The organism is Bacteroides faecichinchillae JCM 17102 (genome assembly GCF_000614145.1).
Lineage (GTDB): Bacteria > Bacteroidota > Bacteroidia > Bacteroidales > Bacteroidaceae > Bacteroides > Bacteroides faecichinchillae.
Window position 1 is genome coordinate 18,844 of sequence record NZ_BAKK01000038.1, and the last position, 19,530, is coordinate 38,373.

At 38.5% G+C, this 19,530-nt stretch carries 17 protein-coding genes, 1 tRNA gene and 1 pseudogene; 2 read left to right on the forward strand and 17 right to left on the reverse strand.

Annotated elements, in window-relative coordinates:
• Positions 1 to 3 precede the first annotated feature (3 nt).
• Both JCM17102_RS16330 and mnmA read right to left on the reverse strand, forming a co-directional pair.
• Positions 4 to 1,368, reverse strand: coding sequence for a S8 family peptidase (locus JCM17102_RS16330; protein ID WP_025075928.1), 1,365 nt, complete (start codon positions 1,366 to 1,368; stop codon positions 4 to 6).
• A gap of 22 nt (positions 1,369 to 1,390) precedes the next feature.
• Positions 1,391 to 2,476, reverse strand: coding sequence for a tRNA 2-thiouridine(34) synthase MnmA (gene mnmA, locus JCM17102_RS16335; RefSeq protein ID WP_025075929.1), 1,086 nt, complete (start codon positions 2,474 to 2,476; stop codon positions 1,391 to 1,393).
• Between the two features lie 427 nt (positions 2,477 to 2,903).
• On the opposite strand from mnmA, the gene JCM17102_RS16345 reads away from it, so the two are divergent.
• Complete coding sequence (locus JCM17102_RS16345; RefSeq protein WP_025075930.1) at positions 2,904 to 3,782, forward strand: exodeoxyribonuclease X C-terminal domain-containing protein; 879 nt, start codon at positions 2,904 to 2,906, stop codon at positions 3,780 to 3,782.
• Here the strand turns inward: JCM17102_RS16345 and JCM17102_RS16350 are convergent.
• From JCM17102_RS16350 to JCM17102_RS16370, 4 genes are all read right to left on the reverse strand, one after another.
• A complete protein-coding gene (locus tag JCM17102_RS16350; RefSeq protein WP_025075931.1) occupies positions 3,757 to 4,764 on the reverse strand; it encodes a metallophosphoesterase family protein in 1,008 nt (335 codons plus the stop codon). The two genes, JCM17102_RS16345 and JCM17102_RS16350, sit on opposite strands and share 26 nt — an antisense overlap.
• A gap of 43 nt (positions 4,765 to 4,807) precedes the next feature.
• Entirely contained in the window at positions 4,808 to 5,287 is a 480-nt protein-coding gene (gene ispF / locus JCM17102_RS16355; RefSeq protein WP_025075932.1) for a 2-C-methyl-D-erythritol 2,4-cyclodiphosphate synthase, read from the reverse strand.
• Between the two features lie 375 nt (positions 5,288 to 5,662).
• Positions 5,663 to 6,277 (reverse strand): fumarylacetoacetate hydrolase family protein, encoded by a 615-nt coding sequence (locus tag JCM17102_RS16365; RefSeq protein ID WP_025075934.1) that lies wholly within the window; start codon positions 6,275 to 6,277, stop codon positions 5,663 to 5,665.
• The gene (locus JCM17102_RS16370) at positions 6,277 to 6,930 is read right to left on the reverse strand and encodes a redox-sensing transcriptional repressor Rex (RefSeq protein WP_025075935.1); all 654 of its coding nucleotides are present in this window, start codon (positions 6,928 to 6,930) and stop codon (positions 6,277 to 6,279) included. Before JCM17102_RS16370 ends, JCM17102_RS16365 begins: the two co-directional genes overlap by 1 nt.
• Positions 6,931 to 7,096: 166 nt before the next feature.
• On the opposite strand from JCM17102_RS16370, the gene JCM17102_RS16375 reads away from it, so the two are divergent.
• Complete coding sequence (locus tag JCM17102_RS16375; RefSeq protein WP_025075936.1) at positions 7,097 to 7,447, forward strand: translation initiation factor; 351 nt, start codon at positions 7,097 to 7,099, stop codon at positions 7,445 to 7,447.
• A 340-nt stretch (positions 7,448 to 7,787) separates the two neighbouring features.
• On the opposite strand, the gene tsf is transcribed toward JCM17102_RS16375, so the two are convergent.
• The 11 genes and pseudogenes from tsf to JCM17102_RS16430 all read right to left on the reverse strand — a co-directional run bounded on the left by tsf (position 7,788) and on the right by JCM17102_RS16430 (position 19,474).
• On the reverse strand, positions 7,788 to 8,612 hold the full coding sequence (gene tsf / locus JCM17102_RS16380; protein WP_025075937.1) for a translation elongation factor Ts: 825 nt from the start codon (positions 8,610 to 8,612) through the stop codon (positions 7,788 to 7,790).
• Positions 8,613 to 8,732: 120 nt separating this feature from the next.
• Entirely contained in the window at positions 8,733 to 9,569 is an 837-nt protein-coding gene (gene rpsB, locus JCM17102_RS16385) for a 30S ribosomal protein S2 (RefSeq protein ID WP_025075938.1), read from the reverse strand.
• 125 nt (positions 9,570 to 9,694) lie between these two features.
• A complete protein-coding gene (gene rpsI / locus JCM17102_RS16390) occupies positions 9,695 to 10,081 on the reverse strand; it encodes a 30S ribosomal protein S9 (RefSeq protein ID WP_025075939.1) in 387 nt (128 codons plus the stop codon).
• 6 nt (positions 10,082 to 10,087) lie between these two features.
• Positions 10,088 to 10,549 carry a 50S ribosomal protein L13 gene (gene rplM / locus JCM17102_RS16395; RefSeq protein ID WP_025075940.1) on the reverse strand — a complete coding sequence of 154 codons (462 nt, stop codon included), beginning with the start codon at positions 10,547 to 10,549 and terminating at the stop codon, positions 10,088 to 10,090.
• 419 nt (positions 10,550 to 10,968) lie between these two features.
• The gene (locus JCM17102_RS16400) at positions 10,969 to 12,135 is read right to left on the reverse strand and encodes a glycoside hydrolase family 88 protein (RefSeq protein WP_373278905.1); all 1,167 of its coding nucleotides are present in this window, start codon (positions 12,133 to 12,135) and stop codon (positions 10,969 to 10,971) included.
• 188 nt (positions 12,136 to 12,323) lie between these two features.
• On the reverse strand, positions 12,324 to 12,815 hold the full coding sequence (locus JCM17102_RS16405) for a DUF4488 domain-containing protein (RefSeq protein ID WP_025075942.1): 492 nt from the start codon (positions 12,813 to 12,815) through the stop codon (positions 12,324 to 12,326).
• Between the two features lie 138 nt (positions 12,816 to 12,953).
• Positions 12,954 to 14,357, reverse strand: coding sequence for an asparagine--tRNA ligase (asnS, locus tag JCM17102_RS16410; RefSeq protein WP_025075943.1), 1,404 nt, complete (start codon positions 14,355 to 14,357; stop codon positions 12,954 to 12,956).
• Between the two features lie 27 nt (positions 14,358 to 14,384).
• On the reverse strand, positions 14,385 to 15,851 hold the full coding sequence (locus JCM17102_RS16415) for a pseudouridine synthase (protein WP_025075944.1): 1,467 nt from the start codon (positions 15,849 to 15,851) through the stop codon (positions 14,385 to 14,387).
• A 72-nt stretch (positions 15,852 to 15,923) separates the two neighbouring features.
• Positions 15,924 to 17,270 carry an adenylosuccinate lyase gene (purB, locus tag JCM17102_RS16420; protein WP_025075945.1) on the reverse strand — a complete coding sequence of 449 codons (1,347 nt, stop codon included), beginning with the start codon at positions 17,268 to 17,270 and terminating at the stop codon, positions 15,924 to 15,926.
• A 149-nt stretch (positions 17,271 to 17,419) separates the two neighbouring features.
• Positions 17,420 to 19,299 (reverse strand): annotated as a pseudogene (locus tag JCM17102_RS28030) (beta-galactosidase).
• Between the two features lie 100 nt (positions 19,300 to 19,399).
• Positions 19,400 to 19,474 (reverse strand) — tRNA-Val (locus JCM17102_RS16430).
• Between the last annotated feature and the right edge of the window lie 56 nt (positions 19,475 to 19,530).

Sequence of the window (19,530 nt, forward strand, 5' to 3'; positions counted from 1 at the left end):
CTTTTATCGTTTTTTCTTTATCGTCGATTGGTATGCCTTCCACAAATCAGGAATCCCATACCCATAGATATTATCTGGAAAATCTGCCCGATCACCAGAATGACGTACCAGTTCGATAATTTCTTTTGCTGTCAACTTCGGACAAGCCTGCCAAAGACAAGCTACCATACCACACATGATCGGAGAAGAGAAAGATGTTCCGTTTGCATGACGAAGATTACCGTCTGTACCCATCACATCAGCCCAAAGCCCAACTGCTACAACATCCGGTTTTACCCGGCCATCCGCAGTATTTCCGATAGAAGAAAATGGAGCTAACAAGCCTTTTTTATCAATTGCACCGACTGTAATTACATTTTCTGCATCTCCCGGAGGAGTTGTTTTTTTCCAGGAATCCATTCCTGAATTGCCCGCACTGCAAACTACAACCATTCCCTTGTCTGCTGCCATTCCTGCTTCACGAGACATCAATGCATAATGTCCGTTCAGATCACGATATCTATAATTCTTCGTCGGATCATCAAATGTATAATAACCAAGAGAAGTATTCACAATGTCTACTCCTACACTATCTGCAAATTCGATAGCCGCTGCCCAATAGTCTTGTTCAACCAAGTTCTCTGAGTATTCATCTTCACTACGTAACAACCAGTAAGAAGCTTCAGGAGCAGTACCGATCATCACATTCGGCTGATTCATAGCCATACATGAAAGTACGCACATTCCATGACTACTCTCCGCATAGATATCTGCCTCCGGATTCACAAAATCGCGTGTACCAAGAATACGGATATTATTCATTGCTTCAATCTTATCCGCATTGTGGAACCCTGCATCAATCACAGCAATTGTCATTCCCTGTCCTTTAAAACCGGCTTCATGCAAACGGTTGGCATTACTCATCTGAATCTGAGTAATAGCCGGTCCATACAAACTATCTGTACGCAATGGCTTATTAATCAAAGAGTCTCTTCTCTGGGATTTTTTTGCTTGTCCTTTCCAAACTCTCTCTGTAGAACGTACAAAAGGAAGTTTAGCTATTTCATCGATCAATGTGCTATCATTACATGAAACAGTTACAAAGTTATCCCACTTCCCAGTCACTAGTATATGAACCCCTTTCTCACGAATAGCATCTATATACTTCTTACATACCGGCAAATCGGTAACATTCACAGATAATCCTTGTTTCTTTCTCCGTTCAATGGATTTCTTGGATAGAAACATTTCGGGTTTCTTTACAGAATAGGTCGTTGTCTTTTTATCCTTCAAACTAATACGATACTTTAAAGTGTCAGTAGAAGTAAACTGAGCAGACGCACCTAAGACCATATTCAAAGCGAACGCCAATAATACAAACTTCTTCATAAGTTATCTTTATTTTAAGCTATTAAAAATTTCCATTTTCTAAAATTACCAGTCCAATGCCACGTTGAGAAGCAATAAATGCACCACCTAGAACACGCTTTCCATCATAAAATACAGCAGATTGCCCGGGTGCAATAGCAGAAGCTGCCTCCATGAAATGCACCAATAAGTGTCCATCTTCCAAACGTTTCACCCGACAAGACAACGGACGACTCCGATAACGAATCCTTACTGTCAGATTCTCACATCTGAACAATTCCTGCTCGTTAATAATCTTATCTCGTTCCAACAACATATACTCAGCCTTTAGCTGCTCGGCATCTCCAAGCATTACCGTATTTTTTTGCGGATTGATTTTCAATACATAAGCAGGTTTGCCCAAAGCTATCTCTAATCCTTTCCGTTGTCCAATGGTATAATAAGGAGCTCCTTTATGTTGTCCTAATTTGACTCCTTCAGAGCTAACAAACCATCCGGGACCAACTTCACGATCCAACTCAGGGTATTGTTCACGGAGAAAATCCCGATAGTCTCCTTTTATAAAACAGACTTCCATACTCTCCCCTTCTTTTGACTTCGCTTCATATCCCTTCCCAGCCAGATACTCACGAACCTTTATCTTTGTATAATTTCCCAATGGGAATATACAGCGTTTCAACACTTCCTGACTCAATTGCCAAAGGAAATAGGACTGGTCTTTCTTTTCATCATCTCCGGCTACAATGTAAATATGTCCGTCACACTCTTCCAATCGGGAATAATGACCAGTAGCCACCCAAGCACAATCCAGCTTATCCGCCCATTCTGTCAACACACGAAATTTAAACAACGGATTGCACATCACGCAAGGGTTAGGTGTCCTTCCTTCCTTATATTCGTCAATGAAATTCTTTACTATTGTCTCTTTAAAAGGAATACGTTCATCAGCTACATAATGTTCAATCCCCATTCGTTCGGCCAATTCCCTGGCATCCTGTGGTTCATCTCCCCATACACGCATGGTGACTCCCACAATCTCATATCCCTGTTCTTGCAACATCAGACAAGTAGCAGTACTGTCAATACCACCGCTTATACCAATCAATACTCTCTTATTTCGTTCTTTCATCCGAGTTTTCTACTGATTATATGGATACAAATGTACAAGTTTATAAGGAGAAAATAAATTAATTCTTTCACTTCCTTCTTTTTTTTTTACTGTTTAAAGAATTTGCTTTTCCTATAATACAAATGTATCTTTGTAGTAGAAACTATTGTTCCCAAGCTGGGCACTTAGTCCCATCAGTGATGAATTATATATAAAAGAGTATGATTATATAATCGATGCAAAATTAAAAGAACAACTAAAAACACTACAAAGTGATGACAATCCTGTGATAAGGATATGTAGAGCAGATAACGCATCCGAAACAGATGAATAAAAAGAAATAAGTTTGTAAAATATTATTAATTGAACTTATCCAAGCTGCAAAAAGACTTGCTTTTTTGAAATAAGATTCGTACATTTGAGATATACTTAAAAAGCAAACGCAATTATGGCTAATCCAAAGTTACCGGGTATTACCGCAAGCGAACAGGCCTTATTGTATGCCAAGCTCAATGAATACAATCGAGGGAGAGCTTCTTTCAAGGAAGCTGGAGTTTATTTCGTAGTATTACCTAGACCAGGGAAACCCTATTATTCTCTGTGGTTCTATTCTCCCTTGCTCGAAAAACAATCTATTATTTATATACATAATCTATCACCGGATATTAATGAGTCATTGAGAATGGCTAGTACTATGCTTTATTACTCACAGCGTTGTCTTATCCTCGTAGAGTATAATGAAAAGAGAATGCACAGTAATGGCGACGATCTTATCCCTTTCGGAAAATACCGCGGACACTTTCTACATGAAATCTTAAAAATAGATCCATCATATCTTAGCTGGATTGCCTATAAATTTACTCCTAAAATTCCCAAGCAGGAACGGTTCGTAAAAATAGCTCAAGCCTATCATTCTATACATTTGGACTTTATGTCACGTAAAGTCAAAGAAATGCGGCGGGAAAGCCGTTATCTGGGTGAGATCGGCGAGAAGCTAACAGACCTGAGTCTGAAAGTAATGCGAGTAAGACTAGAAGACGACCCATATAAAACAAGATTGAATGGCAACATTCCACAATTCTATGTCAAACAGATACTAACCTTGAATGACGCCAGTGGTAATTCAGTGATCATGACGATTTCATCAAAAAATCCCACTTCCGTATCATGTACCTTGTCAGGATTAGAACATGAATACGAACCGGGGCAAATTGTGTATGTAGCATCTGCAAGGGTTTCACGCAGGTATGAAAGTTATGGGATTAAATACACACGTCTCAGCCATGTCAAGCTGGCTAATTTCAACGCTTTGTCCAATCATCCTTGACGAAACTTGCAGGATAAGAGATCCTATCCACTACTCCATCTTTCTGACGAATCCAAGAAGTAAAAGTACGTGTACCTTCATTTAACTCTATGACGCGGGCTCCATTCGGCAAATGATTATATTCCGTATTCCCACCGGTAAAACGCCCATAAGCCAATAATATATCTTTCCACATCACTGCATAATCGTTATCATGATCGTGCCCAACGAAAATACCCATAACATCTCCTGCTTCTTTCATTGCCGCAAACATTCCTGTATTCAACTTAGGAGCACAAGCCTCTTCCATTCGGGTACCACGGAGAATGGCATTCTCATTAGATGCTGCTTCATTATATTCCGGCAAGGGTATATGGAAAAAAGCAAGTGCGGGTAATGGTTTCCCAGCATTTTGCGCAGCATAAGCTGCACTTTGCTCACGATACCAAGTTATCTGGTCAAAAGTCAGCCAAGCATAACCTTTAACATCCTTCAACGGGGAATAAGAATGAGAATCCATGCAATAAAGGATTGCTGCATCCTTTTTCGCATCCGATGATGCTTTAACTGTTAAGACATAGTCCGGAGAAAGAATGTCTCCCCTGTCAGGTAATATATTACCTGGGACTTTCCGAATAATATCATATAATTGCTCACGAGTCATTTTCTGTTCATTATCATGATTGCCGAAAGTGACAACAAAAGGAATTTTACGTTTACTTACAGGTTCAAGCACCTGCAATAATCCATAATCTGCCGGAGCAGAATAGATTACGTCCCCGGTAAAGATTACCAAATCTGGACGTTCAGCGTCAAGCACTTCATTAATACGTTCCAATGCTATATCAGAAGCGGGATTCTTATATTTGAAATGAACATCGGTAAACTGTACTATCTTAAATTTACCATTTTTATTAAATTTCAATTCACCCTTCTGAGCCCAACAGAAAGTTCCCATCAAAAGAGAAGTTAATAACAGAAATATTTTTAAAGGTCGATGCATAATCATTTATTATTTAGAGGATGATCTTTTTCAATGAATGGAATTATTCTTTTTCTATCAATACAGTAGTATAGGCCGAAATACCCTCTTCACGCCCAGTAAAACCTAATTTCTCTGTAGTAGTTGCTTTTATGGATATATCATCAATATCTATGCCCATGACAGAAGCCAATGTTTCTCGCATCAAAGGAATATGCGCTTTCAATTTCGGCTGTTCCGCACAGATGGTTGCATCTATATTTCCCACATGATATCCTTTCGCTGCAAGAAGCTCCACCGTTTTCTTCAGTAAAATCTTACTATCAATATTTTTAAATTCTCTGGCTGTATCCGGGAAATGATAACCAATATCCCGCATATTCGCAGCTCCCAATAAGGCATCACAAATAGCATGAATCAATACATCAGCGTCCGAATGTCCCAACAAACCTTTTGTATGTTGCAAAAGAATGCCACCCAACCATAAATCTCGTCCTTCAACTAACTGATGAACATCAAAACCAAAACCAACTCTTATTTTCATTTTTATTATTTACGATACAGATTTTATTTACACTATTTACAAAAGTACAAACAATTGGTGGAATGGTTATGAAAAAAGGAATATTAGTTCTCGCTTTTATCCTTATAGCTATTAACCAAACAATAGGGCAAACAAATCGTTTTGCCTCCACTAGTAATGTACCCATCTTATTGTCCAGCCTCCTGCATGTTACTTCTTCTGCAAATACATTTATCTCTGAAAAGCTAGCAGCACTTTGATATAAATAACTACATCTTTCAAAAAGGAAGATGTATAATCAAAATAAAGCAGCTGACATCTTCTTCGGAATTACAAGCCTTTTCCTGAATATCATGTATCCTTGCCCAAATGATATAGACTTATAAAGGGAAGAATTCAACGAACATAAAAATCAAGCAATTTTTCCTCTTCAAGATACCCTTGTAAATGTTGTCCAATACTCACAGGACCTACTCCTACAGGAGTTCCTGTAAATAATAGATCACCAATTTTCAGTGTCACGAACTGGCTGACATAGGCAATTATATCATCAATGCTGAATAACATATCTGCCGTACAACCATGCTGTACTTCCTTTCCGTCAATAGCCAAAGAGAAGTTCAATTTTTGAATATCCTTATAACGGTCTACCGGTACAAAGTCTCCAATAGCAGCCGATGAGTCAAATCCTTTACAAAGCTCCCAAGGTCCTCCCTGTTCACGAAATTTCCGTTGGAGATCACGAGCAGTAAAGTCAATACCAATAGTAACAGCATCATAATAACGATCCGCAAAACGAGAAGCTATATTTTTACCCAAACGATTGATCCGAACCACTAGTTCCGTTTCATAATGTATCTCGTTAGAAAAATCAGGAATGAAAAACGGTTTACCATCTTTCAGAATAGCTGAATCCGGCTTCATAAAAATCACAGGTTCCATATTTACTTGTGTATGCCCCAACTCCTTATTATGTTGGGCATAGTTCATTCCTACTGCAATAATTTTCATTATTTGATCTCGTTAAAATTCAATCGGTTAAACATAACAGCTAAATGGGCATACAAAGAGGTATTCTGCACCACAATAGTCTCAGGAACACGAATACGAAACGGAGTAAAATTCCATACTGCCTTAATACCACCGTCCACCATCTTATCTGTAATTTCCTGAGCTATATTAATAGGAACTGTAAGCACGCCAATATTGACATCATATTCTTTCATTTTTGCTTCAAAATCATCAGAATGAAAAATAGGAATACCATTCAGATCCTTTCCTACCAAGTCGGGATTTACATCGAAAGCGGCTACTATTTCCAGTCCGAAATGATGCAAACCCGAATCATGAAGCAATGCGGCTCCCAAACTACCAACACCAAACAAAAAAGCTTTGTGCATATCAGTAAATCCAAGAAAACTCTCCAAGACTTCAATTAAGGCATCTACATTATATCCTACCCTTGTACGACCAGAGATATCTACATAAGATAAGTCCTTGGCGATCTGAGATGCGTCAATATTTATTTCTTTAGATATTTGAGTGGAAGAGACATACTGCTCTCCTCTCTCCTTCATTAGTTTTATATTCGACAGATACCAGGGAAGTCTCCGTAAGGTAGGCTCCGGCACTTTATCCGCCTCTTTTCGTACAGAAGTGCTCATACTGCTTACAAAATTTGGTATTTTGCAAAAGTACACTATTTTTTGAGACTGACAATCCAAGACTGTAAAACCTTAATAGAGATTAAACAAAACAAGGAAAACTGACACAAATTTTGCGCATTTCGGTAAGTTTAATACTTTTGAGAAAGAAATTAAAACAACAGGTATGAAAGACAATAATTGGAAAGATAGATTGAATGTGGTATATTCTACCAACCCAAACTTCAATTACGAAATGGACGATGATGAGGAACAAATTACTCTTGATAAAACCAAACAAAAACTTCGAGTTTCCATTGATAAAAAGAACAGGGGTGGAAAAGTGGTAACATTAATTACTGGCTTTGTTGGCACAGAGAACGACTTGAAAGAACTTGGTAAGTTACTGAAAAGTAAATGTGGAGTCGGTGGTTCAGCGAAAGATAGCGAGATCATTGTACAAGGTGATTTCAAAACTAAAATCATTGAACTACTGATTAAAGAAGGCTACGTCAAAACCAAAGGTGTCGGAGGATAAAACTTGCTAAAATAAAAGAGGTCATTTCAATATAAAACTGAAATCACATTAATTAGACATTTAAAAAAGAAACAACTTCGTATCTTTATCTAGTTTGACCTGTAAATCTCAAATATAAGAACTATGCTCATAGTGGATTAAAATTTGGAGCTTTATAAAGCAATAAACGTATACCTACCCTTGCCAAACCTACGTATAGATTTCTATATTTCATAGCTCATGAAACTTCAAAGACTATTTTGGAAAAACGACCAACCTAATGATTCAATTAAATTAAGAAGATAAAATAAAGCCGCCCCATTTAATGAGACGGCTTTTTTATAATGTTACCTTCGAGGAATTATTCAGCTCTCAAAGTGAAGCGCTTGAATGCAGTAACAGTCAGATCTTTATCTTGAGATTTCAAGAAGTCAACAACTGTCATCTTAGCATCCTGAATATATTCTTGTTTCAGCAAGCAAACTTCTTTATAAAACTTACCGATACGGCCCATAGCGATCTTTTCGATCATGTTCTCAGGTTTACCTTCCTGACGTGCTTTATCAGCAGCAATCTCTTTTTCTTTTTCCAATACATCGGCAGGAACATCTTTCTCGTCAATAGCAATCGGATTCATAGCAGCGATCTGCATAGCAACTTCGTGACCTACTGTCGGATTAACTTCTTTATTCAATGCAACCATTGTGCAAAGGAAGTTTTTACCTTGATGGTTGTAAACAGAAATAGCAGTACCTTCTACTGTAGCATATCCGTCCAATTCCATTTTCTCACCAGTGATACCACTTCTGTCTGTTACAGCATCAGCAATAGTGCCTGTACCCATCGGAAGAGCTTTCACTTCATCCAAAGTCTTGCATTTGTTAGCAATAGCAGCATTCAAAATATCTTGAGTCAACTTAATAAAATCTTCGTTCTTAGCAACAAAGTCAGTTTCGCATTTCAAAGCAATCATAGCTCCAAAGCCGTTTTCAGCCTTAACGAGTACACAACCTTCAGAAGCCTCGCGATCAGAACGTTTCGCAGCAACAGCCTGTCCTTTTTCACGAATAATCTTCATTGCACCGTCGAAGTCACCGTTTGCTTCAGTCAATGCATTTTTGCAATCCATCATACCAGCTCCGGTCATTTTACGCAGCTTGGTAATATCAGCCATAGTTACAGCCATAGTATTTCCTATATTTAAATGAATAATAATTTTCAAAAACAAAAAATGTGCCAATCTGCCAATCAAAATGCAAGTATGTCAATACACTCTTGCACATTAGCAAATTGGCACATTATTATATTAAGCCTCTTCGTCTTCCTTGATGAAAGCAGCAGCTTTAGCTGCGTTAATAGCTTCTTCGTCAGATTTATCGAGTCTTGCTTTTGCTGATTTCTTCTTGCCTTTATTAGCAGGAGCTTCACCAGCAGCTTCCATATCGATCTTTTCAGCTTTTCTTTCTTCCAAACCTTCTTGCATTGCAGCACAGCATGCGTCCAAGATAACTTCTACTGATTTAGTAGCATCATCATTAGCCGGAATTACGAAGTCTACGTTAGTTGGATCTGAATTAGTATCAACGATACCAAATACAGGAATACCCAAACGGTTAGCTTCGCGAACAGCGATGTTTTCTTTCATTACGTCGATAACGAACAATGCAGATGGCAAACGAGTCAGGTCAGCGATAGAGCCTAATGTCTTGTCCAATTTTGCACGTTGACGAGAGATCTGAAGAACTTCTCTCTTAGAAAGATTTGAATAAGTACCATCGTTAGTCAGTTTATCGATAGTAGCCATTTTCTTCACAGCCTTACGGATAGTCGGAAAGTTAGTAAGCATACCACCCGGCCAACGCTCGATTACATAAGGCATATTAACAGATTGAGCTTTTTCAGCCACAACTTGTTTAGCTTGTTTTTTAGTAGCAACAAAAAGAACTTTCTTACCAGATTTGGCAATTTGTTTCAAAGCTTCAGCAGCTTCATCTACTTTTGCAACTGTTTTGTGGAGGTCAATGATGTGAATACCATTGCGTTCCATGAAAATATAAGGGGCCATTGCAGGATTCCACTTTCTTTTTAGGTGTCCGAAGTGGCAACCAGCCTCCAATAAAGTATCAAAATTTGTTCTTGACATCTTGTTTTTCTTTAAATCGTTTACTTTCTTTTTTGTTTTTTCTAAACCAACCGCCGGGTAGTCTGATGAGTCCCGGTAGTTTAGATACTAAACGTACTTCTCTCCAGAGATTCCTCCAGTAGATATTAACGTTTACTGAACTGGAATCTTCTACGAGCTTTCGGTTGTCCCGGTTTCTTACGTTCAACAGAACGAGGATCACGAGTCATGAAGCCTTCCGCACGAAGAGCTGCTTTATCATCAGCGTTCATCTTAACCAGTGCACGAGCAATTGCCAAACGCAAAGCCTGAGACTGACCAGTGAAACCACCACCACACAAGTTAACTTTGATATCATACTTCTCAGCAGCATCCAACTTGTTCAATGGTTGTTTTACAACATACTGAAGTATAGTTGATGGAAAGTACTCTGCAAGGTCTCTCTTGTTAATAGTAATCTTTCCTGTACCTTCGCTTACGAATATGCGTGCGATTGCACGTTTACGTCTGCCTAATGCATTTACTACTTCCATTATATCTTATTTATATGAATTAATATCAATCATTTTTGGATTTTGAGCATCATGTTTGTGTTCGCTACCAGCGTAAACATACAAGTTACCCAGCAATTTAGCTCCCAAAATATTCTTAGGAAGCATACCCTTCACTACTTTTTTCAGCAATCTTTCTTCACCATTCGGTTTAGCGATTAAACGAGCAGGAGTCATTTCTCTCTGCCCACCAGGATAACCTGTGTAAGACAAATAAACTCTGTCATTCCATTTATTGCCACTCAATTTTACTTTGTCTGCATTGATGATAATAACGTTATCACCGCAGTCTACGTGAGGAGTAAAGTTCGGTTTGTACTTTCCTCTCAACAATTTTGCAACTTTTGCTCCCAGACGACCTAAAGTTTGGTCTGTAGCATCAACGATAACCCATTCTTTGGTTACAGTTGCCTTGTTTGCAGAAATGGTCTTGTAACTTAAAGTATCCACTCTTAATTTTGTTTTTTAAATGTTACTACTAAAATTGTTCTTCACCACTTATTAGCCTCCCCGGACAAAGGATAACTAACTCGCTATGAATTAATCTCTTATCATTTTGAGATAATAATCGGCTTGCAAAAATACGGCTTTTCTTTGAAATGGCAAACTATTTCTATCTTTTTTTGGTTATATTCAATTGAAAGACAAGGCAGAGAAGCATTGTAAGACCAATTCTGACTAGAGGAAAATCAATAAGAAAGAAAAATTCTCAGAGCTCAAAGTCTGATTTATCTACTGATATTTTAATCCCCTTACTTTACCTTTTCAGATGTAGAGATAGTATAAAGTAAGGAGATAGCTTGAAGAAATTTCAATTAACGGATTACTCAACTTAGAATTTTCATGTTGGAAGAAATAACCTTATCTCTTTAATTAAACTTTTTCAGTCCACTGTATCGATTTAACGCTTCTAAATAATAATAGTCAGCATAGTTTAGCGGTACATCTATATCACTTTTGCCCGGATAGTTACCAACCGAATGCTTCAAAATAAATCCTTTGTTCTCATTCTTCTTTGCTAAATAATCTGACGAAGAAAGTTGTTTCAAAATATTTTCTGCATATTTTATATAGCTATCACCTAATTTATGATCATCCACATATCCACCTAATTCAAGTAGTGCCGAAGCCGTAATAGCAGCTGCCGATGCATCCCGCGGTGCATCTGGGATATCGGGTGCATTATAATCCCAATAAGGAATATAATCCTTTTCCGAAGGACGATTTTCCATAATAAAATGAGCTATTTTACGTGCTGCTTCTAAATAGACCAGATTTTTTGTAAAACGATAACACATTGTATATCCATAAAGTCCCCAAGATTGCCCACGTGCCCAGGCTGAAGAATCTGAGTATCCTTGAAAAGTCCCCTTAGATTCTACTTTACCATCCGGAACAGAATAGCTGACTACATGATAAGATGACATATTCTCACGAAAATGATTTCTTAGAGTTTTATCTGCATGAGCAACGGCTACATCACGAAATTTCGAATTACCAGTCTGCTCATACGCCCAGAAAAGAAGTTCAAGATTCATCATATTATCAATGATAACAGGATAAGTCCATTTACCAAAATCCCAAGAACGAATCAATCCGACCTCTGGATTAAAACGTTGGCAAAGACTATTGGAAGTATTAACCAGAATTTCTTTATCCTTCTGTTCCGGTTTCAAACGAAGGGCATGTCCATAACTGCAATACATCATAAACCCAACATCATGATTTCTTGTATAATACTGAATTTCCTCTAGTCGGTTAGTATATTTTCGAGCTTCTTTTGCCAGGTTTTCGTCACCTGTCATTTCATAAGCTAACCACAATGAACCGGGATAAAAGCCACTTGTCCAATCTTGTGCTTTCCCCATTGCATAACTTCCGTCAGCTTTGAGAGTGCGTGGGAAATAAGCTTTGTTCTGTACTTCTTTCAATTGTTCTGCCATGTAAAGTAGCTGATGGTTAGAAGTCTTCACTGCATTCTTAAACCATTTTGGTGTACCTGCCCAAGAAGTACTACAAATAGCAAACAAGCCCATAGCGCAAATGGCAATACAAAGTGTTCGTCTCATTTTCATTTTAATAATGTTAGTGTTACATTAATAATAGTCCATTATTCACTCTACTGATACACAGAATAATGATTCGTCAAAAATATAAAAAATTACGTACTTCTCTCTATAAAAGAAAGAAATACGCAATTTCCTATACAATATGACAAACTTACTTATCTCACAATATCTTCTGGAAATTTATCCGGCATCCCAACTCGTTTCCATGTTTCTTGATACCAAGTATTCAACTCATTTCCATTCAAATCATTTTTTATAAAAAACTTCAAATGCATATAATCATTATCCTTAATTACAAACTCCAATACATTGTCCTTATTATCTAACATCGGAAGATGAATATTCTTCTCGATGCTCTCTTTATAAGAATTATTCGTCAGTTGTTTCCACGTACCATATCCGGTAATGATTGCATCAGAACCGGGAATAAGAGTAAAATTCACAATTCGACCGTCATCACTCAATACCTTAAAAGTATTACTAGGTTTCAAGTAACCTGCAACGTCCGGACTCTCTGACACATAATGACATAATTGCCATATTCCTTTCAATTCAGCGGGTTTGAATTTTGTTTTCTTTTGGGCCATCGCACCAGTTATTGCCATTAACATTACAGTTAAAACAGTAAAGAAGTAGAGCTTTTTCATGATAGTATGATTTTAATTAATACTCTTCAATGCCTATGCCCAAATATAAAGATTTATTTTGAAAAAACAATTATTATGAGCATAAAAAACTCGCATAATCAAAAGATTATGCGAGTTTTACATAAATATACTAAAATATTAGAATTCTGCATTTCTCGGTGTACGCGGGAATGGTATCACGTCGCGAATATTCGACATACCTGTCACAAATAACAGTAGTCGTTCGAAACCGAGTCCAAAGCCCGAGTGAGGACAAGTACCAAACTTACGGGTATCTAAATACCACCACATATCTTTCATTGGAATATGTAGTTCTTCAATACGCGCAACCAACTTGTTATAGTCTGATTCACGTTCAGAGCCTCCAATAATTTCACCTATTTTCGGAAAAAGAACATCCATAGCACGTACCGTCTTATTGTCATCATTCATCTTCATATAGAAGGCCTTAATTTCCTTCGGATAATCAGTCAGAATAACTGGACGTTTGAAGTGTTCTTCTACCAAATAACGCTCATGTTCAGAAGCCAAATCCACTCCCCAGTAAACGGGGAATTCAAATTTGTGTCCTTTTGCGACAGCGTCTTCCAGAATCTTAATACCATCTGTATAAGACAAACGTACAAAGTCATCTTTCAAAACACCCTGCAGACGTTCTATTAATTCCTTATCGAACATATCGTTCAAGAATTTCACATCATCCGCACAGTTATCCAATGCCCATTTCACACAATATTTAATGAACTCTTCTGCCAAGTCCATATTGTCAAGAATATCATTGAAAGCTACTTCCGGCTCAATCATCCAAAACTCAGCCAAATGACGTGGAGTATTAGAATTCTCAGCGCGGAAAGTCGGACCAAATGTATAGATAGATCCTAAAGCTGTAGCAGCTAATTCACCTTCCAACTGCCCAGAAACAGTCAGACTAGCCTGTTTTCCAAAAAAGTCATCATCATAGATGATAGAACCAGCTTCATTTTTTTTCAGATCATAAAGGTTCATTGTAGTTACCTGAAACATTTGTCCGGCACCTTCACAATCGGAAGCAGTAATAAGCGGAGTATGGAAATAGAAAAATCCTTTATCATGGAAAAACTTGTGAATAGCAATCGCCATATTGTGACGAATACGGAACACTGCACCAAAAGTGTTAGTGCGCGGACGCAAATGAGCAATCTCGCGCAAAAATTCCATGGAGTGACCTTTTTTCTGTAATGGATAGGTATTATCGCAGACACCCAGAACTTCAATTTCACGAGCCTGTATTTCTACTTTCTGACCGGAGCCCACAGATTCCACCATTACCCCATTCACACTCAGACAAGCGCCGGTAGTAATCAACTTCAACATTTCTTCATCGAAATTAGCCAAGTCTACTACAACCTGCACATTATTTATTGTAGAACCGTCATTCAGTGCGATAAAGTTTACTTGTTTGCTACCTCTACGAGTGCGAACCCATCCTTTCACATTGACCACAGCGCCAAAATCTTCGCGCTTAAACAGATCAACAATTTTTGTTCTACCAATCTTTTCCATAAAATTAATTTAATACAATATTATAAATTACTCAAACGCTCCCATACGGAGATAGTTTACTTCTACCTCTGTCAAGTAACGCCAGTCTCCGCGGCGCAAACCTTTCTTAGTAAGTCCGGCAAAGAATACTCGGTCGAGTTTTATTACTTTATATCCCAGTGATTCAAATATACGGCGAACGATACGGTTCTTACCTGAGTGAATTTCGATACCAACTTGGTTTTTCTTAAATTCATCTGTATAGCTGATTTCATCTGCATGAATTTCACCATCTTCCAATTGAATTCCAGCTGCAATTTGTTCCATATCCGCTTTCGTCAGATTCTTATCCAAATGAACATGATAAATCTTCTTCTTCAGAAATTTCGGATGCGTCAACTTAGAAGCCAAATCACCGTCATTCGTCAGTAACAATACACCTGTCGTATTACGGTCTAGACGGCCCACCGGATAGATACGTTCTGCACAAGCACCTTTTACCAAATCCATCACAGTACGACGTTCCTGAGGATCATCAGAAGTTGTTACTGTATCTTTCGGCTTATTTAGCAATACATATACTTTACGTTCAATGCTAACTGTTTCATCATGAAACTTCACCACATCTGCACGTTTAATCTTTGTTCCTAATTCTGTAACTACTTCACCGTTTACAGAAACCACTCCGGCAGTAATAAACTCGTCAGCTTCACGACGAGAGCAAACGCCAGCATTTGCCAAAAATTTATTCAAACGAATCGGTTCGTTCGGATCAATAAATTGTTCTTTGTACTCAATTTGTTTCTTTCTGCTATATTTAGCATTTGGATCATAGTCATTGGTACGTGGACGCGGACGGTAACCACCTTGTCGATCATTATTAATGCGTGGACGATAGCCGCCTTCACCATTATTATTGAAACGAGGACGATAAGGACGATCACCGTATGAACGGTCCCCTCCCTCACGATTGTAAGGACGCTGAGGACGGTCACTACCTTCACCATTATTGAAACGAGGACGATAAGGACGATCACCGTATGAGCGGTCGCCTCCCTCACGATTGTAAGGACGCTGCGGGCGTTCACCACCTTCACTATTATTATTAAAGCGTGGACGATATGGACGTTCACCACCTTCACGATTATAAGAAGGACGTTGTGGACGATCACCATAAGAACGGTCACCATAAGGACGCTGCGGGCGTTCACTACCTTCACCATCGTTATTAAAGCGTGGACGATACGGACGATCACCACCTTCACGATTGTAAGAAGGACGTTGAGGACGATCACCATAAGAACGGTCACCGTATGAACGTTGCGGGCGTTCACCACCTTCATTGTTAGCATTAAAGCGTGGACGATAAGGTCGATCGCCACCCTCACGATTGTAAGAAGGACGATACGAACGTTCGCCACCTTCTCTGTTGTAAGACCTGTTACCGTCACGGCCGGCACCTGTATTCTCTTCATTAAAAGAATTTTCGCGCCATTCTTCGTTTTCTGTGCTCATTGTTTATTCGAATAAAATTAGACTTTGGCCTCACGGCCTGATTTAAAAACACGTTTATTGTATAGTAAACAATTAAAGTCCCGTATAAGTATGCGGAGTAATTGCTCTTAACTCTTTTTTAATATTTTCGCTTACATTTAAACCCTCAATAAACTCTTTAATAGAACTTTCAGTAATAGCCTGATTCGTTCTTGTCAATGCCTTCAAAGCTTCATACGGATGAGGATAAGCTTCGCGGCGTAAAATGGTTTGTATAGCCTCAGCCACTACGCTCCAACAATTGTCCAAATCACGACATATAGCAGATTCATTGAGCAACAGTTTACGAAGTCCTTTTAAGGAACTCTGAACAGCGATAACAATATGACCGAAAGGTGCACCGACATTACGCAGCACAGTAGAATCCGTCAAGTCGCGTTGTAAACGTGACACTGGAAGCTTCACTGCTAAATGTTCTAAAATAGCAGTTGCAATACCCAGATTACCTTCTGCATTTTCAAAATCAATAGGATTTACCTTATGCGGCATAGCGCTTGAGCCCACCTCTCCGGCTTTGATCTTCTGTTTAAAGTATTCCATTGAAATATACTGCCAAAAGTCCCGATTCATATCCACCATTACAGTATTGATACGCTTCATTGCGTCAAATATTGCAGAAAGGTTATCATAATTAGAAATCTGCGTAGTGTATTCCTCGCGCTCCAAACCAAGTTTTTCAGCAACGAAACGATTACCAAATTCTTTCCAGTCATATTGAGGATAAGCTACATGGTGAGCATTATAGTTTCCGGTTGCACCACCAAATTTTGCAGTAATCGGACAAGCCTTCAAGGTTGCCAACTGACGTTCCAAGCGATAAACAAAAACCATAACTTCTTTACCTAGACGAGTCGGAGAAGCCGGCTGTCCATGAGTCTTAGCAAGCATAGGAATATTTGCCCACTCTGTTGCATAACTCTTCAACTGTGCAATCAGCTCTTCCATCAACGGATAGTATACCTCTTCCAAAGCTTCCTTGATAGAAAGAGGAACAGATGTATTATTGATATCCTGAGAAGTTAATCCGAAGTGAATGAATTCCTTGTAATCATCCATTCCCCCCAGTTTATCAAACTCTTCTTTCAAGAAGTATTCTACTGCCTTTACATCGTGGTTAGTTACACTTTCGATATCTTTAATACGCTGCGCGTCAGCTTCTGAGAAATTACGATAAATATTCCTCAAGGTTTCAAAAACGCTCTTATCAATTCCTTTCAACTGAGGTAACGGAAGCTCACATAAAGTAATGAAATACTCCACTTCCACCTGTACACGATATTTAATCAGTGCGAATTCTGAGAAATAAGCTGCTAAAGCTTTAGTTTTGCCTCTATATCGACCATCAATTGGAGATATGGCCGTTAATACATCAAGTTCCATAAGTTTTTAGATAATTATCAGGTCGCAAAATTAACTCTTTTTCCTGATTAACAAGTTAAAACGATGGGTAAAGTTTCTATAAAAGTGACTAAAAAACAATGAGCGGCAGATACTGTCGCTCATCACCATCTATATTTTCACCTACTTTTTCAATTTAATTTCATCAGAACTGGAGTCTTCACTGTCCTTACTTCTGTTTTTGGCTTCTCATTCAATTGCTCAAAAACAACAATTTTATTTTCACCTTTTTTTAGCCAGACACCCGGTATGTAAAGCGTCTGTTGAGGTCCAACTTGCCAATAACGCCCAATATTAATTCCATTAATGAAAATAATTCCCTTACCCCAATTTTCCATATCAATAAATGTATCACCTATTTTATCCAGTGTAAACGTTCCACTATAAATCACCGGACAGTCTTTTAATTTCGCACTTGCCGATTCATTATTGTCATAAACATCACCTGTTAGCTTTGACAAGTCAGGCACTTCACTCATCGGAAGCTGATACATATCCCATTCACCGGTAATTTCTCTTCCGACAATCTTCACTGGACTAATAATACCTTTATTATTGTGCACTATTTCACTCCCATAGTTTATACGCCCCATATTTTCAACCAGAATCTGCAAGGTAGCATTGAAAGGAATCTCTATCTCCATAGAATATATTTTTGCATTCCGATTCAAAACTCCCACCTTTTCACCATCTACATAGACAACTGCATAATCACGCAATCCCGGGATTTCAAGTATTCCGCTAATTGGCTGATTAAAGCGACGCGTATAAAGCACATAACCATAACCTTGATTCAGTTGTTCAAATGTCAAAGGAGTATCAGCAGATACTGGCTTCATTTTTTCAGCGAAACCAATCACATCTGCTACTTTATTCAATTTAATAGAAGGTATCTCAATAATAGGATTTTTATCAGGTACGGCAGGAATCGGATATTTCACATATTTCTTAATGACATTACGCACTGAATCATATTTAGGCGTCTCCCATCCGGCCTCACTTATTGGCGCATCATAATCATAACTAGTCAAATCCGGTTGTATATCACGCTTCTTATCATAATTCGCCCCACTGGTAAATCCAAAATTAGTACCGCCATGCACCATATAGAAATTAATAGAGACATCATTTTTTAAATAAGCCTCAGTTTGACGAGCAACTTTCGAAGCATCTAATTGAGGAAATGGTTCAGCCAGTGAGACAGCCATCCCGGATAAAACTCCGCTACCATATAAGGACCCTTACCATTGTGATACTGATCAACCACTTTTTTCAGATTAGCAATATCGCTCTCTCCATTAGCCGTTGGCAAAGCTCCAGGCGTGGAACCACCCTCAAATAGCCAGCTTCCGTCTGAGGTAAATAGCGGCACATCAAATCCTGCATCAGCCAATTGTTGTTTGATTTTCGCATTATAAGCCCGGTGTTCCTCCAATGGAATATCCGTACGCTGAGAGACATAAGATCCAAACTCATTTTCACATTGTACCATTACAATAGGACCACCTTTTGTACACAACAAACCGCCAACTTCTTTATACAAACGATCAATATACGCTTTTGTGCATTTCAGAAACTCAGCATTATCCTTTCTAATCTCCATACCTTTTATATTCTGAAGCCACCAAGGATATCCACCAAATTCCCATTCGGCACAAACATATGGACCAGGACGAAGAATAACCATCATACCCTCCTCACCTGCTATTTTAATATATTCTGCCAGATTCTTATCGCCTGTAAAATCCCAGACACCCGGTTCAGGTTCATGGATATTCCAAAACACATACGTAGCTACGGTATTCAATCCCATTGCTTTCATCATCTGAATACGATGACGCCAATACTAATGAGGAATACGGGGATAATGCATTTCACCGGAAATAATAGGAGTCACTTTTCCATTTCGATAAAAGGCTCCGTCCTTAATCTCAAAATTGTTCTTTTGGGCCATTACAAACAAAGGCAAGAATGCCACGAATAGTAACCAGATAATGTTTTTCTTGTGCATAGTAATAATATTGATTAAAAATAGGGGTTATTGACAAATAAAACGCAAAGATAAATAAAAAAAGAGTTCCGTAACAGAATTACGGAACTCTTTTTCAGTGTGGGCGTTGACGGATTCGAACCGCCGACCCTCTGCTTGTAAGGCAGATGCTCTGAACCAGCTGAGCTAAACGCCCTTGTTAATGAGCCGGAAGTGCTTGTGTTTTAGTGTGGGCGTTGACGGATTCGAACC

Coding starts and splice junctions, on each gene's coding strand:
- JCM17102_RS16415 (WP_025075944.1), bottom strand. CDS start 15,851: ATGAGCACAGAAAACGAAGAATGGCGCGAAAATTCTTTTAATGAAGAG.
- JCM17102_RS16330 (WP_025075928.1), bottom strand. CDS start 1,368: ATGAAGAAGTTTGTATTATTGGCGTTCGCTTTGAATATGGTCTTAGGT.
- JCM17102_RS16350 (WP_025075931.1), bottom strand. CDS start 4,764: ATGCATCGACCTTTAAAAATATTTCTGTTATTAACTTCTCTTTTGATG.
- JCM17102_RS16345 (WP_025075930.1), top strand. CDS start 2,904: ATGGCTAATCCAAAGTTACCGGGTATTACCGCAAGCGAACAGGCCTTA.
- ispF (WP_025075932.1), bottom strand. CDS start 5,287: ATGAAAATAAGAGTTGGTTTTGGTTTTGATGTTCATCAGTTAGTTGAA.
- JCM17102_RS16370 (WP_025075935.1), bottom strand. CDS start 6,930: ATGAGCACTTCTGTACGAAAAGAGGCGGATAAAGTGCCGGAGCCTACC.
- JCM17102_RS16375 (WP_025075936.1), top strand. CDS start 7,097: ATGAAAGACAATAATTGGAAAGATAGATTGAATGTGGTATATTCTACC.
- rpsB (WP_025075938.1), bottom strand. CDS start 9,569: ATGTCAAGAACAAATTTTGATACTTTATTGGAGGCTGGTTGCCACTTC.
- mnmA (WP_025075929.1), bottom strand. CDS start 2,476: ATGAAAGAACGAAATAAGAGAGTATTGATTGGTATAAGCGGTGGTATT.
- purB (WP_025075945.1), bottom strand. CDS start 17,270: ATGGAACTTGATGTATTAACGGCCATATCTCCAATTGATGGTCGATAT.
- JCM17102_RS16405 (WP_025075942.1), bottom strand. CDS start 12,815: ATGAAAAAGCTCTACTTCTTTACTGTTTTAACTGTAATGTTAATGGCA.
- JCM17102_RS16400 (WP_373278905.1), bottom strand. CDS start 12,135: ATGGGCTTGTTTGCTATTTGTAGTACTTCTTGGGCAGGTACACCAAAA.
- asnS (WP_025075943.1), bottom strand. CDS start 14,357: ATGGAAAAGATTGGTAGAACAAAAATTGTTGATCTGTTTAAGCGCGAA.
- rpsI (WP_025075939.1), bottom strand. CDS start 10,081: ATGGAAGTAGTAAATGCATTAGGCAGACGTAAACGTGCAATCGCACGC.
- JCM17102_RS16365 (WP_025075934.1), bottom strand. CDS start 6,277: ATGAAAATTATTGCAGTAGGAATGAACTATGCCCAACATAATAAGGAG.
- tsf (WP_025075937.1), bottom strand. CDS start 8,612: ATGGCTGTAACTATGGCTGATATTACCAAGCTGCGTAAAATGACCGGA.